We start from the raw sequence: 15,265 nt of genomic DNA, 5'->3' as shown, positions 1-15,265 counted from the left end.
ATTGTGTTAACTATTTCTTTCAAAGGCCAATTTAATACCAAATCCAATTAAGACGATTCCTGTAATCCCTTGAATATAACGCTGTGTCTTCGGCTTTTTCATAAAAGCGCTAATTTTATCAATTAAAAATATATAAAAAGCAAACCAAATGACTGTTAAAACGAGATAAGTAAGTCCCATAACGAGAAGTTGTATAAATGTATTATGATTTGGATTTAAAAACTGTGGTAAAAAAGTTAAAAAGAAGACTGCAATCTTAGGGTTTAGTAAATTTGTAAGAAAACCTTGGCGAAAGCAAGAAGTATGTTTATTGTCATTATTTATTGGAACGTCATTTGTATTTAAGTCTTCTGTGTTTTTTACTGCTAAAAGGGCTTTAATACCAATATAGACTAAATATACAGCACCAACATATTTAAAAATAGAAAATAAAAGAGCAGACTTTACAATAAGTGCTGAAAGACCAATTACAGCAGCTAAAGTGTGAATTAAAAGCGCAACACAGGTACCAAAAACAGTTTTTATGCCGCCGATTTTGCCGGCAATCAATGTGTTTTTCGTAGCCATTGCTGTATCAGGACCGGGTAGAATAATAAGACATATAGACATAATAATAAACAGAAAAAAATTTTCCATAATGTTATCCGCCTTCCTTTGTTGTTTTTAGAAAATTCGATTAACGTTAGTTTAACATACATTTTAGTTAAATAAAATTAAATTATATTTAAAATTATTTAACTAAAAAGAAGAGGCCATATAGAGTAGCTGAGAGTGTGCTACAATATATGGCCTCTTTGTTTAAGCGTTAAGTAAGTTAAAGAATCGATTTACATCTTCTTCTGAAACATCACTTAATTGTTTATATTTATAATTTGGATTTTGGTCTTTATCAACTACAACGGAGCGTACTCCTTCAAAGAAATCTTCATGTCGCATGAAGTTTTTAGCGAGTATAAGATCTGTCGCGAAACATTCTTCAACTGACTTTTCTTGGCCATCAATAAACTGTTTTAATGTTACCTTTAATGAAACAGGGGATTTGGATACTAGCTTTTCTTTCGTTGTTTGGGCAAATGGACTTTGATCTTTCTCTAACGATTGAATGATTCCCTCAATTGTATCGAATGCAAAATGCGAATTAATTTCTTCTACTGAAGAAGAAAGATTGCCATCTAAGTTTGGAGCAGTTGCAAATGTACGAATAACTTCTTTTAAATGAGTATGTACATCTTCTTTTTGCCAATTTACATTTTCAAGTGCGGTAAGGAAATTGGGTAATGAATCTGATGTCATAAAGTAATCAGCAGCGTTAATGTATAATACATCAGGAGCTTTTAAAATGGATGCTGTTAAAGCAACATATCGGCCAGTATATCCAGGCGCTTTATTTAAGAAATAAGCAGCACCGACATCAGGGAAGAAACCGATGTTCATTTCAGGCATTGCCCACTTCGTACGCTCTGTTACAATTCGATACGTAGCTCCATTTGTCAGACCGACACCACCGCCCATTACGATTCCATCTAAACAAGCGATAATTGGTTTTTTGTATTGATAAATAAATGTATCAATTTCATATTCTTCTTCAAAAAACTGCTCTGCATGTTGTAATGCAACTTCGTTAGAACGTGCTTCGTATAGCGTTTTAATATCACCACCTGCACAAAAACCTTTCGTCCCAGCTCCTTTTAAAACGATGAGTTCAATACGCTCATCTTGCTCCCATTCTTTAAGTTTTTGCCCAATTGGCTGTAACATGTCATAGGATAAAGAATTGAGTGCTTTTGGACGGTTTAAAGTAATTGATGCAACGCCGTTTTCGCTAACAGAAAATAAAACGTGTTCAGTCATTATAAATCCTCCCTTACTTATCTTCTTATTCTTATTTCTTGATACATGCTGAAATGTCCTCTATAATTTTTGTCTAAATTAGGTACTTAATGTTATTATTTATCGCATATTTTGACGAGTTATATTTGCAGGATTCCAGAGAATGAAGAGGAATATTACAACATTACTGTAAGTGCTATTATTTGAAAACGTCGTGTTGAAGGCGCTATTATATGTATAACTTAAATTGAGTTAGTATACGTGGCGTAACAATACATTAAAGAGTGGATGTAGAAAAGATTAAAAGGCTGAATTATCTAACTTTTAAAGAGCGTGGGGTTTGTATATAATTAGAAATAGAGAAAGGAGAGATCGGAATGCCAGGACCTTTACTATTGTCGGTTATTATTTTGTCATCTCTTATGGTAGGAATTACACAGTATTTTCATCATACAGATACGACAGAAGAAGTGAAGGATAAGGTACGTCTCGTGTTTCCGATTTTTATAATATCTATTTCCATATGTTTTTTACTAAATAAAGATGGGTATGTTGTGGTCGTATTCGCGTTTTTTGTAGCGATTGTGTTAATAACTGTATTGTACTACGTTATGAAAGAGTACTTACAAAAATAAGGATGCCTGAATGGCATTTTTATTTTTGTAGATTGATAATTTCACATACCGTATTTTATATAAAAAAACATAAAATATTTATAATTAAAAAAGTATGTACATCGCGGTGTATTTACTTGTCAATCTTGCATGACCACTATACTATTAAAATGTAGAGATTAGAAAAAAGGGGTTGTATCTAGCATGAAATTTGAGATGCACACAAAAATTATTTCAAATGAAAAAGAAGTAAGATTACATATAGAAGATAATTTATTTCAATTAATCTTAGATGGTTATCATCTATTTACTATTCAAGAAGTATTACCTTTATATAAATCAAACGAAGAAAGAATCGGTAGTGCAATTGTCCAAAAGTTAGAATGGGAGAACGGAAAAACTACACTAAAATATCAGCTTGTTTCACTACAATCAGTAAACTAAAAGGAGAAGGGTAATATGAAGTTTTTTCATACAGCGGATTGGCATTTAGGTAAGCTTGTTCATGGTGTATATATGACTGAAGATCAAAAAATTGTGTTAGATCAGTTTGTACAAGCTGTTGAAGAGGAAAAACCGGATGCTGTAATTATTGCAGGAGATTTATATGACCGAGCAATTCCACCTACAGAAGCAGTAGACTTATTAAATGATGTATTACAAAAGATAGTTATTGATTTACAAACACCAGTAATCGCAGTTGCAGGAAACCATGATAGTCCGGACCGCATACATTTTGGTAGTAATTTAATGAAAAAACAAGGATTACATATTGTTGGACAATTCCAGTTTCCATACAATCCTGTTGTTTTAAATGATGAATACGGAGAGGTTCAATTCCATCTCGTTCCGTATGCAGACCCAAGTATTGTTAGACATATATTGAAAAATGAAGATGTTCGTTCTCATGATGATGCGATGCGTATTTTTATGAACGAACTCTCTGAAACGATGGATAAAGAAGCGAGACACATATTTGTAGGACATGCATTTGTAACTTCTTCAGGAGAGGCAGAGGAAAATACGAGTGATGCGGAACGCCCACTTTCAATTGGTGGTGCTGAATATGTAAATAGCCATTATTTTGATAAGTTCCATTACACGGCGCTTGGCCATTTACATCAAGCACATTTTGTACGTAATGAGACAATTCGTTATTCAGGTTCGCCACTTGCATATTCTATTTCTGAAGAAAAGCATAAAAAAGGATATTATATTGTGGAACTGGATGAAAAAGGTGAAACAACAATTGAAAAACGTTTATTTACACCGCGTCGTAAAATGCGTACAGTAGAAGCGAAAATAGACGATTTATTACTTCATCCAGTAAATGAAGATTATGTATTTGTGAAATTATTAGATGAAAATCCTGTCTTGCAGCCAATGGAAAAAATACGTTCTGTATACCCAAATGCAATGCATGTTGAAAGATCTATTCAAAGACGAGAGTTCACAGATGAAAATGAAGTAACTGTTTCAAGGCATAAAACGGATGATTTATCTCTTTTAAAAGCATTTTATAAAGAAATGAAAGGGCTAGATTTATCAGAAGAGAAAGAACGTCTATTTTTAGATGTTTTGCAAACAGTGCAAGAACGGGAAGGTGAGCGAGGATGAAACCGATTCAGCTTATAATGACCGCATTTGGTCCATATAAACAGAGAGAAGTAATCGATTTTAAAGATCTTGGTGAACATCGTATTTTCGCTATTTCTGGAAATACAGGAGCTGGAAAGACAACGATTTTTGATGCGATTTGTTATGTATTATATGGAGAGGCTAGTGGAGAAGAGCGTAGTGATACAAACATGCTTCGTAGCCAATTTGCTGATGATGATGTTTATACAAGTGTGGAATTAACTTTTCAATTAAAAGGGAAAATTTATGAAATTAAACGACAACTGGGCCATAAAAAACAAGGAAATAAAACAATTACAGGACATGCAGTCGAATTATATGAAGTAATTGATGAGGAAAAAGTTCCATGTGTCGATCGTTTTCATGTAACAGATGTAAATAAAAAAGTTGAAGATTTAATTGGATTAAGTAAACATCAATTTAGCCAAATTGTCATGTTACCGCAAGGAGAGTTCCGAAAATTATTAACATCTGAAACGGAAAATAAAGAAGAAATACTACGCCGCATTTTTAAAACAGATCGTTATAAATTAATGCGTGAGTTATTAGATCAAAAGCGTAAACAATGGAAAGACGTCTTACAAGAAAAACAAAAAGAACGTGAGCTATATTTCCGTAATGTATTTAAATTACCAATACGTGATGGAGCATTATTAGAGACATTAGTGGAGCAAGAGCATGTAAATACACATCAAGTAGTAGAGGCATTAGAACAAGAAACAATTTGGTACAATGCAGAGGTTGAGCAATTACACTTAGAACAAAATGACAAAACGAAACAATTAAAAGAAGCAGAGGCACGTTTTCATGCAGCAAAAGCTGTAAATGAGAAATTCAAAGATTTAGAACAAAAGAATGAGAAGTACAGTACTTTACAAGAAAATCGTGCCGTAATCGAAATGAAAGAAAAATCTTTTAAACATGCGGAACAAGCGAAGCGATTATTACCATTTGAGCAATGGTATGAGGAAGCGATGCAATATGAACAGCAGTCTGAAAGTTTGTTAAAACAGATAATCGCAAAAAAAGAACATATAATGAACAGTTTTGCACTTGCTCAGGAGAAATTTGAAGCATTAAAGAATAAGGCATCTGAGCGAGAAAATGCTAAAAAACAAGTTCAAAGACTAGAAGAGTTACAACCAATTATTGCATCATTAGCTGAGAAAAAGTTGAATTTGCAAAATGCTGAAATTCAAATAGGGAAATTAAAAGAAGGTATGCAAAAGTTAGATGAACAACTAGAAGCGCATACAAATGAAAAACAAAGAATGTCTGGCGAATTACAGCAATTAGAAGTAGCGCTTGAACAATATGTAGCTAAAGTAGAAGAACTAACGAATATGCGAGAAGATGCAAAAGTATTAAAGCAGGCATATGATGTATGGCAAGAAAAACAAAAATACGAGCAAGAAAAAGAAATTGCATTTCATAAGATGCAACTGGCAGTTAGTGCGTATGAAGATATGGAACGCCGCTGGTTAAGTGAGCAAGCTGGTATATTAGCTCTTCATTTACATGATGGTGAATCTTGTCCAGTATGTGGTAGTATGGATCACCCGAAAAAAGCTACAGAGCAAAGTAATGCCATTGATGAAAAAGAGTTAAATGGGCTAAGAGAAAAGAAAAACGTTGCGGAAAAATCACATGTTCAATTAGAAGAAAAGTGGAATTTCTATCGAGTTCAATATGAACAAGTGATAGAAGAAGTGCTAAAGCGAGGCTATCGCTCAGAAGAATTAGTAGAAACATATAGTGCGCTCGTTCAAAAAGGAAAGCAATTAGCAGCAGAAGTTAATGCGTTAAAAGCAAGTGAAGAAACGCGTAAGCAAATTGCTGTGAATATAAAAAGCGTAGAAGAAAAAGTAGAAGAACTCCAGAAACAAAAGCGTGAAGTAGAAACTGTGCAGCACCGTACTGAAATGGAGTGTATGCAGCTTCGTACGTCATATGAACATGATAAGCAAAATATTCCGGAAAGCTTGCAAACGGTACAAGCTTGGAAAGTACAGTTTGACCAAGCTCTGCAACAACTTAGGTTAATGGAAGATGAATGGGAGAAAGTACAAGAGGCGTATCAACATTGGCAAAATGAAAATATACGTATTCAAGCAGAACATGATAATGCTTCTAATCAATTTAATAGTGCAAAAGAGAAGAAAGAAGAGACTTTCACACGCTTTATGAAAGAGCTAGAACAAAGCGGATTTACAGATCAATTAACATATACAGAATCCAAATTAAATGATGCTGAGATGGATAAGCTACAACAAGAAATCCAAAGTTATTACTCATCTCTAGAAGTACTTACAAAACAAATTGAAGAATTAAAGGCAGAATTAAAAGATAAAGAGTATATGGACATTTCTTCATTAGATGAGCAAGTGAAAGAATTGGAAATTCACCTTGATATTATTAAAGAAAAACGACAACGTGCTCAAAATGCCGTATCATATATTACGGATTTACATGAAAATATTAAACGAATTGATGAACAAATTCATGAGGAAGAAAAAGCATTCCAAGAGCTTGTTGATTTATATGAAGTAATGAAAGGGGATAACGATAGTCGTATATCCTTTGAACGCTACATCTTAATTGAGTATTTAGAACAAATTGTTCAAATTGCGAACGAACGACTACGTAAATTATCAAATGGACAATTTTATTTAAAACGAAGCGAACGAGTTGAAAAGAGGAATCGACAAAGTGGATTAGGCTTAGATGTATACGATGCATATACAGGTCAAACCCGAGATGTAAAAACATTATCTGGCGGTGAAAAATTTAACGCATCACTTTGCTTAGCACTTGGAATGGCAGATGTAATTCAAGCGTATGAGGGTGGTATTTCCATCGAAACGATGTTTATTGATGAAGGATTCGGCTCATTAGATGAAGAGTCATTAACGAAAGCAGTTGACGCCCTAATCGACTTGCAAAAATCAGGTCGCTTTATCGGTGTAATTTCACACGTTCAAGAACTGAAAAACGCAATGCCAGCTGTATTAGAGGTAACGAAGCAGAAGGATGGGTGTAGTCAGACGCGGTTTGTGGTGAAATAAGCTTGTCAAATTGAAAGTATCTATCATTATTTTGAACATTGTATCAAATCGGTATAACGTTTTTTCAATAAAGTTCAAATGAATTTAATAATGTTTTTATATAAAGCCGTCTCTATAGTAGAGGCGGCATTTGTATTATATAAAGGAATGAACGATGCAATTATGAATCATTTGAAGAAGGTGGCGTATTTGCCAAACGGTTATAACTTTTAAAGGCTGAAATTGCCGATATAACACCACCTGTTAAAAATAAAGCTGATCCACCAACTAAAATAATACGACTGACATACGTTTCACGAGCTTCTTCAACTTGTTCTTGTGACGGCGTAGGCATATAAAATCCCCCTTAATAAAAATATGTTTTGTAATAGTATATACAAACGCCTACCATGTGTTAAAAATGAAGAAGTTGTATGTATAAGCATCTAAGTGAATTTAATATTTAGCTAGTGTTAGGATTAAGTTCAACGTTTCTGCACAACTTCTGCACAAGTTTCAGTAGTTTATATGTCATGATATATCCGTAAAGTTAAATATTTAATAATAATGAATGAAACATTCGTTCATTATTAAGTGTGCGTTTCTTACGCACTCCCCAAAACAAGTGTCTTTATTGTTATTCTTTTGCATCAAAGCCCTCATCATACTACGAAGTATAACAAGAAGGGGATACGAACATGAATAATCGAATTTTAAAACACCTACTAAATATGAAGATGAACAAGAAAAGCCTGGGAGCCGTTGCATTAACGGCTGGAATCATAGGCACGACTCTCATTCCTCAAAATGCATATGCACACGGTTTTGTTGAAAAACCTGGAAGTCGTTCTGCTTTATGTAGCCCAACTTACGGCGCACTGAACATGAACTGCGGAAGTGTTATGTATGAACCACAAAGTTTAGAAGCTCCAAAAGGATTTCCACAAGGTGGCCCAGTTGATGGACAAATAGCTTCTGCAGGTGGTAAATTTGGTGGTATTCTAGATCAACAAACAACAGATCGTTGGTTTAAAAATACGATAACTGGTGGAGAGAATACGTTTACATGGAAATATACAGCTCCTCACTTAACTAGCCAATGGCATTACTACATTACGAAAAAGAATTGGAATCCAAATAAACCGCTAACAAGAGTTGACTTTGAGCCAATTGGAACTGTACAACATGATGGTTCTGCAGCTTCAAACAATTTAAATCACAAAATTAACGTGCCTACTAATCGTAGTGGATACCATGTTATTTTAGCGGTATGGGATGTAGCTGATACAGCAAATGCATTCTATAATGTAATTGATGTAAATCTAGTCAATAATGAAAAACCAGACACAGAAGCACCAAGTAATCCAAATGGGCTTGAGGCAACAAAAGTTACAGCAAATAGTGTAGAACTAGCATGGAACGCTTCTACGGATAATGTAGGGGTAAAAGGTTATCAGGTCCTACGCAATGGAGAGATTATTGACACAGTACCAGGCACTCATTTTATTGATAAACAATTACAACCAAGTACTGAATACTCTTATACTGTAAAAGCGATTGACGCAGCTGGAAATGTATCGAAAGAAAGTACGGCAGTTAAAGTGAAAACATCAGTAGCGACTCTTGATACAGAAGCACCTACACAGCCAAAAGGATTACACAGCATGGGAACGACAGCATCAAGTGTTGATCTGATGTGGAGTCCGTCTGACGATAATGACGGTGTAGACCATTACGATATTTACAGAGAAATATCAGGCGTAATGAAAAAAATTGGAACATCCAACACTACTTCTCATATGGACAAAAATTTGCTTGCTAATACTACATATAAATATGCGGTGAAAGCTGTTGATGTAGCTGGTAATGAATCAATACAAAGCGATGTATTCACAGTTACCACAAAAACTGAAAGCGCTTCATACGAAGCGTGGAATTCAAAAAAGGCATATAAAAAGGGAGATAGAGTCGTACACGAAGGGAAAGTGTATGAAGCTGTCCAAAATTACCAAGGAAATGGGGATCCAAACTGGATTTATGCTTTATCATTATGGAAAACATTGTAAGATTTTACTGGTTTTGAACTAAGGAATGACTGACGGGCTTTGGTGCAATAAAGTAATAATGAGAGTTCACTTTAAAGTTGAAACAAAAAAGACGACATATAAAATGTCGTCTTTTTTGTACGGATTTATTTTTCCTCCTGGTTTTCTACCTTTTCCGTTTTAGAAGCAAATCCGCTTTTAAACCCATCGATAAAATTACAACCACTTAATGAAAATACAAATACACATATAAGACCAACTAAAATACCCTTTTTGTAATTCACTTTAAAACAGCCTCCTAATTATCAATTAACAAACTATATATTACTATATTCAAATGGTTAATATACATTAAAATTACCTTAAAAATGAATTGTTAAATTATATAGTTGTAGGACATGACGTCATCTTAGGAATATTTTTATACAGTAGATATATTTATTACTCATATAGTATTACTTCGAAAAGCAATTGTATTACAAAGAGGTATATCTATACCTCTCCACCATACCACTAGACTGTAAAAATACATAATGTGTGTACCTTTTTGGATAGGTGAAGATATGTAAAAATATGAGGGTGAGAGTGAATGTGATTTTTAACGATTTTAGCTCACGGAAGGCTACGAGGTAAAAATAACTGAAGGAATACTAAAAAAATAATAACCGACGGATTTTCGTTTGAATACTAATGACTTTTACGGATTCATGAACTTGGCTCTTCAGGAAGAGCATTTTTGATAGCTTAATATAGGAGGTAAATAAATTATGAACGTTAACTACGGTAGACATACTATTATTGAAGTTGATTTAAATGCACTGCAACGTAATTTCCAACAGTACAAACAAGCTATTCCATTTGGTACAGCGATTATGACAGTTGTAAAAGCGAATGCCTATGGACACGGGGCAGTTCCGATTGCGAAGGCGGTAATAGAGGCAGGCACAAGTCACTTGCGTTTGTAGATGAAGGAATTGAACTTAGAGAAGCTGGTATAACTGTACCAATATTAATCTTTGGATACACACCGTATGAAGCGATAGTAGATGCAATTACGTATGATTTAAGCATGACAGTATATACAATTGAGGATTTGCATGCTATAGAAGCGGTTGCTTCACAAATGGAAAAGAATGCGTACATCCATATTAAAATTGACACTGGAATGAGCCGACTCGGTTTACAACTTAATGAAGTCACATTGTTTTTACAAACATTAAAGTGTACAAAATATATTCAGGTTGAAGGAATGTACACGCACTTCGCTTGTGCAGATGAAAGGGATAAAATGTATACTCTCATGCAACAAGAGGTATTTCAAAAAGCCGTAAGCAAAGCAGAAGAGTTACAAATTGTTATTCCATGGATTCATGCCAATAATAGTGCTGCTACAATTGATATGAGAGAAACAAAAGGAAATATGGTCCGCCTTGGAATCGCGTTATACGGTCTCTATCCATCTGCAGATGTCAATCAAGAAGCTATTTCGTTACAGCCTATCCTGACATTTAAATCAAAAGTTGCGCATATCAAAAAAGTAAAAAAAGGAAATGGGGTTGGCTATGGAGCAACATATACAGCGACAGGAGAAGAATGGATTGCGACGATACCGGTTGGATATGCGGATGGTGTCAGTAGACAACTCTCGAATAAAGGGTTTGTATTAATAAAGGGTATGAAAGTTCCTATTATAGGACGTATTTGTATGGACCAGTTAATGTTGGACGTAACAAAAATCATGCCAATACATGTTGGGGATGAAGTGGTCTTTTATGGTAATCAAGGCGAGGAATCAATAAGTGTAGATTGCGTTGCAGATATATTAAGTACAATTAATTATGAGATTACTTGTATGTTAAGTAGAAGGATACCTCGCATCTATATAAAAGACAATAAGCCAATCGAAATAATAAATGAACTACGAAGAAGTCCTATCAGTTTATGTATAAATGAATGAAGAATCTTCACCATAAATTTATGCTAACTTCACATGCAGCACATATTGAAATTGTATTATGTATATGTACCAAATAAATAAAATAAATAACATTTCTGTTTTTAATGAAATAAAATCCTATTATTTCTATATAAGGGTCTGAGTTGCATATTGGGTATTGTGGTTTTCTTTAGAAATGGATCTAAAGAAAAAGGAATCAATATAAAAGGGGAATGTCTTATGACAACATATACGAGCGAGATAAAAAAAACTTTAGTTACTGAAGAAGATGTAGATATTTTAAAAATTATGGCGCATCCAATACGTTTACAAATTGTAAATGAATTAAGTGTCCGTAAAACTTGTAATGTAACGCAATTAACAGAAATATTAAACATTCCGCAATCGACTGTTTCACAGCATTTATCAAAAATGAAAGGTAAAGTGCTAAAAGCAGAGAGAAGAGGATTAGAAATTTATTATTACATTAATAATTTAAAAGCAAGTAAGATTGTTAATGTTTTAGGATATGTAAATTAATGAAGTGTTATTATACAAAATAGCCTCCGCTGTTAAGCGGGGGCTATTTTGTATTGTTTTATTTATTTGCATTTAAAATTTTATAGTTTTTATGATTTACAATTGTTCGGTCAAATTCAAAAGTACCACCGCTTACATCTGTAACTTCAACTAAGACCGATTCAGTGTATAGTTTTAGTACAGATGCTGTGATCTTTAAGTTATTTCGTTGAAATAGTATAGTATCCCCTACGTTTGCTTTCATAGTACCTCCTCATAAAAGTCAGAAATGTTTGTTTATTATATATATTAAACCACGTATAGATATATTAGTGAATGTTTAGTTTTTATTTATCAATAAAATATTTGTTGTTTAATAAAAATTAAAGTGCAACATTATGTAAATGAATTATATATTTTCTATTTTTATGTAGAAAATTGTAAAAAAACGTTGTAATTCTGTATGTTTTGTTAGGAAAACAAGATATGCGGAAGTAGAAATGTATAAATGATGGAATTTTTGATTACAAGCATTGTAATGAGAAGCCAGATTACAAGACTATTAAATGATTTGTATCAAGAAATACAGACGCAACATGTTATAAAGCTGGAGAGTTAAAAAGAATATGGTGTTTTTTTGTTTGTATAGGATAATCAAAATTTTGAAGTCCAGCCATGGTGTAACAGGGCGCATAACTTTGTATAAAAGAGGATATGAAAACACACATAAGTCGTATTGATGTAAAACATTATAAAAACTACTACGTATTTAACAAGTAGTTTTTTGCATTTCACCCTTCGTTTTCTGTAACTGATTCCATATATTTGACGCTCCGTCTTGTAAGTGCTTACATGACGGGTAATACCCTATACAATGAAGTTGTTAAATCAAATGAGGTGGCGAAAATGAAAATGAAAAAAGCATATTTAGCGAATAGCATTGAAATAGAAAGAGGAGGAGAGATGGTATGAAGAAATCATCGGTTAATCCATGGCTTGTTGTCCTTGGCACAGTCATAGTACAAATGGGGCTTGGAACGATATATACATGGAGTTTATTCAATCAGCCCTTAGTGAGTAAATACGGTTGGAGTCTTAACGCTGTTGCTATAACTTTCTCAATTACTAGCCTTTCTTTAGCGTTTTCAACTTTGTTTGCGAGTAAATTGCAAGAAAAATGGGGACTTCGTAAACTTATTATGATAGCTGGACTAGCATTAGGAATTGGATTAATACTTAGTTCACAAGCTTCCTCATTATTAATGCTTTATGTACTAGCAGGAGTTGTAGTAGGTTACGCAGATGGTACAGCATATATCACTTCGCTATCCAATTTAATAAAGTGGTTTCCAGAGCGTAAAGGTTTAATCGCCGGTATATCTGTCTCTGCATATGGTACAGGTAGCCTAATATTTAAATACATAAACGCAATGTTGATTGATTCAGTTGGTGTATCGCAAGCGTTTATATACTGGGGTTTAATTGTTACAGCTATGATAGTAATTGGTGCTTGTTTGATCCATCAAGCTTCTGAACAAGGTACAGTTCATGCAACAAAAACTCAGGAATATACAACAAAAGAAATGCTAGGCACAAAAGAAGTATACTTGTTATTTATTATGTTATTTACATCATGTATGAGTGGCTTATACTTAATTGGTATGGTAAAAGACATCGGTGTTCAACTTGTAGGGCTTAGTGCAGCAACAGCAGCTAATGCTGTCGCTATGGTTGCAATTTTCAATACATTAGGTCGTATTATTCTAGGACCTTTATCAGATAAAATCGGCCGCTTAAAAATCGTTACTGGTACTTTTGTTGCTATGGCGACTTCAGTCTTGGTTCTAAGTTTCGTAGATTTAAATTATGGTATCTACTTCGTCTGTGTAGCAAGTGTAGCGTTTTGCTTTGGTGGAAATATCACTATTTTCCCAGCTATTGTTGGTGATTTCTTCGGTATGAAAAATCATAGTAAAAACTACGGAATTGTGTATCAAGGCTTTGGATTTGGAGCGCTTGCAGGTTCCTTTATCGGTGCAGTTCTAGGTGGGTTCAAACCAACTTTCATGGTGATCGGCGTATTATGTGTCGTGTCATTTATTATCGCACTTTTAATCCAAGTGCCTAAGCAGAAAAAAGAAAAAGAAGAAGAATATAGCAGCGTAGCATAAGTGTTTAAATATTCTAGTACACTACTGTAACTAAAAAGTACCCTATTAAATAGGGTGCTTTTTTCTTTATGAACTAATTTTAATAGTTTTTCTCTAACCAGTCTTTATGATTTACGGGAATTTACTGATAAAAGAGTCATTAAAACACCCGATTGGATTATATTGGAATATTATTGAGTCACGCATAATATATGAAAATCTTAGATTATATATAGGATATTTATTGAGAAATGCAAGATGTAAAATAAAATATTTTCAGAAAAATATTGAGAAAAGAAAAACTTGAATTTTTGATAAAGTATTGTAGGTGAAGAAATCTACAGGTTCTCTTTTTCAATTACAAAAAAGATGATAAGGAATTATGGATTAAATTTTTATTTAAAGTACGTTTTAATGCTTATAGATGCAGTCTGGCATAGAAACGTAAAAATGTTTTATCTGAAAAATAAAAAAAGATTGACAAGTACATTGAGAAACATTATCATTTAAATGTAGATAGAGGAAATGAAAATCATTATCAATTGATTTCGTTTTGATGAAAAGTACACTTGACCAATTAGTTTAGTAAGTGTATTATTTTTAACAACATTAGTGATAATGAAAATCGTTATCAATCATATTGTTAAACTTGATTAATTTTTATATGGAAGGATAGAGGAAATGAGCCTAGGGGAATTTGATGGGAAAACCGTTTTAGTAACAGGTGCAGCGCAAGGTATAGGTAGTGTTGTAGCAGAAATGTTTTTAGAAAGAGGAGCTACAGTTATTGCGGTTGATCAAAATGAAGAAGGTCTAAATATGATATTAAATCATTATGCATCATATGAAACACGTATTAAGACATTTCATTTAGATGTGAGTGATAGCACTGCTGTTGAAGATGTAGTAAAACGAATTGAAAATGACATAGCACCAATAGATATATTAATAAATGTTGCAGGGGTTTTACGTATGGGAGCGATTCACTCTTTAAGTGACGAAGAGTGGAATAAAACATTCTCTGTAAATACTACAGGCGTTTTCTATATGTCTCGAGCAGTAAGTAAACATATGATATTAAGAAAGTCAGGGGCAATTGTTACAGTTGGTTCAAATGCGGCAAATACTCCTAGAATGGAGATGGCTGCGTATGCTGCATCAAAAGCTGCAACGACGATGTTCATGAAGTGTTTAGGATTAGAGCTCGCAGCATACAATATTCGTTGTAACTTAGTTTCTCCAGGTTCTACTGAAACTGAAATGCAAAGATTACTATGGGCTGATGAGAATGGAGCTGAAAATATAGTTGCTGGTTCTCAAAATACATATAGACTCGGTATACCGTTACAAAAAATTGCACAACCTTCAGAAATTGCTGAAGCAGTATTGTTTTTAGCTTCAGATAAAGCGAGTCATATTACAATGCACAATTTATGTGTCGATGGCGGAGCTACATTAGGAGTTTAATAAAAAATTCAGGAGGTTTTAG

At 33.6% G+C, this 15,265-nt stretch carries 13 protein-coding genes and 1 pseudogene; 9 read left to right on the top strand and 5 right to left on the bottom strand.

Features of this window, described 5'->3' with window-relative positions; translation table 11 throughout:
- Nucleotides 1-6 precede the first annotated feature (6 nt).
- A complete protein-coding gene (locus tag MKX77_RS12695; RefSeq protein WP_341307962.1) occupies nt 7-639 on the bottom strand; it encodes a LysE family translocator in 633 nt (210 codons plus the stop codon).
- A 159-nt stretch (nt 640-798) separates the two neighbouring features.
- The gene (locus tag MKX77_RS12690) at nt 799-1,851 is read right to left on the bottom strand and encodes an enoyl-CoA hydratase/isomerase family protein (protein ID WP_341306837.1); all 1,053 of its coding nucleotides are present in this window, start codon (nt 1,849-1,851) and stop codon (nt 799-801) included.
- 356 nt (nt 1,852-2,207) lie between these two features.
- Between MKX77_RS12690 and MKX77_RS12685 the strand changes: the two genes are divergently transcribed.
- The 4 genes from MKX77_RS12685 (at nt 2,208) to MKX77_RS12670 (ending at nt 7,147) form a co-directional block, all read left to right on the top strand.
- Nucleotides 2,208-2,465 (top strand): hypothetical protein, encoded by a 258-nt coding sequence (locus MKX77_RS12685; protein ID WP_212936975.1) that lies wholly within the window; start codon nt 2,208-2,210, stop codon nt 2,463-2,465.
- Nucleotides 2,466-2,648: 183 nt separating this feature from the next.
- Nucleotides 2,649-2,888, top strand: coding sequence for a DUF2584 family protein (locus MKX77_RS12680; protein ID WP_341306836.1), 240 nt, complete (start codon nt 2,649-2,651; stop codon nt 2,886-2,888).
- Between the two features lie 15 nt (nt 2,889-2,903).
- Nucleotides 2,904-4,061: an exonuclease SbcCD subunit D gene (locus tag MKX77_RS12675; protein ID WP_341306835.1), complete on the top strand. Its 1,158-nt coding sequence runs from the start codon at nt 2,904-2,906 to the stop codon at nt 4,059-4,061.
- Nucleotides 4,058-7,147: an SMC family ATPase gene (locus tag MKX77_RS12670; RefSeq protein ID WP_341306834.1), complete on the top strand. Its 3,090-nt coding sequence runs from the start codon at nt 4,058-4,060 to the stop codon at nt 7,145-7,147. The genes MKX77_RS12675 and MKX77_RS12670 overlap by 4 nt, the downstream gene beginning before the upstream one ends.
- Before the next feature lie 160 nt (nt 7,148-7,307).
- Here MKX77_RS12670 and MKX77_RS12665 read toward each other — a convergent pair whose 3' ends face one another.
- Nucleotides 7,308-7,481 carry a hypothetical protein gene (locus tag MKX77_RS12665; RefSeq protein WP_002157923.1) on the bottom strand — a complete coding sequence of 58 codons (174 nt, stop codon included), beginning with the start codon at nt 7,479-7,481 and terminating at the stop codon, nt 7,308-7,310.
- Nucleotides 7,482-7,824: 343 nt separating this feature from the next.
- Here MKX77_RS12665 and MKX77_RS12660 point away from each other — a divergent pair, with 343 nt between their 5' ends.
- Nucleotides 7,825-9,192: a lytic polysaccharide monooxygenase gene (locus MKX77_RS12660; protein WP_341306833.1), complete on the top strand. Its 1,368-nt coding sequence runs from the start codon at nt 7,825-7,827 to the stop codon at nt 9,190-9,192.
- A 125-nt stretch (nt 9,193-9,317) separates the two neighbouring features.
- Here the strand turns inward: MKX77_RS12660 and MKX77_RS12655 are convergent, their stop codons facing one another.
- Nucleotides 9,318-9,455: a hypothetical protein gene (locus tag MKX77_RS12655; protein WP_002012757.1), complete on the bottom strand. Its 138-nt coding sequence runs from the start codon at nt 9,453-9,455 to the stop codon at nt 9,318-9,320.
- A gap of 483 nt (nt 9,456-9,938) precedes the next feature.
- Between MKX77_RS12655 and alr the strand changes: the two are divergent.
- Nucleotides 9,939-11,128, top strand: a pseudogene (gene alr / locus MKX77_RS12650) (alanine racemase).
- 219 nt (nt 11,129-11,347) lie between these two features.
- Nucleotides 11,348-11,647, top strand: a complete 300-nt coding sequence (locus MKX77_RS12645; RefSeq protein ID WP_033717890.1) for an ArsR/SmtB family transcription factor — start codon at nt 11,348-11,350, stop codon at nt 11,645-11,647.
- Between the two features lie 58 nt (nt 11,648-11,705).
- Here MKX77_RS12645 and MKX77_RS12640 read toward each other — a convergent pair whose 3' ends face one another.
- Nucleotides 11,706-11,891: a YkvS family protein gene (locus tag MKX77_RS12640; protein ID WP_002012762.1), complete on the bottom strand. Its 186-nt coding sequence runs from the start codon at nt 11,889-11,891 to the stop codon at nt 11,706-11,708.
- Nucleotides 11,892-12,594: 703 nt separating this feature from the next.
- Between MKX77_RS12640 and MKX77_RS12635 the strand changes: the two genes are divergently transcribed.
- Both MKX77_RS12635 and dhbA read left to right on the top strand, forming a co-directional pair.
- Entirely contained in the window at nt 12,595-13,797 is a 1,203-nt protein-coding gene (locus MKX77_RS12635) for an L-lactate MFS transporter (RefSeq protein WP_215556277.1), read from the top strand.
- 660 nt (nt 13,798-14,457) lie between these two features.
- Complete coding sequence (gene dhbA / locus MKX77_RS12630) at nt 14,458-15,243, top strand: 2,3-dihydro-2,3-dihydroxybenzoate dehydrogenase (RefSeq protein ID WP_341306832.1); 786 nt, start codon at nt 14,458-14,460, stop codon at nt 15,241-15,243.
- Nucleotides 15,244-15,265: the final 22 nt, after the last annotated feature.

This window comes from Bacillus sp. FSL R9-9410, from assembly GCF_038050385.1.
In the GTDB taxonomy this organism is placed as follows: domain Bacteria; phylum Bacillota; class Bacilli; order Bacillales; family Bacillaceae_G; genus Bacillus_A; species Bacillus_A cereus_U.
The sequence above is the reverse complement of the archived record's forward strand: the minus strand, read 5'-3'. Positions and strand labels throughout refer to the sequence as shown.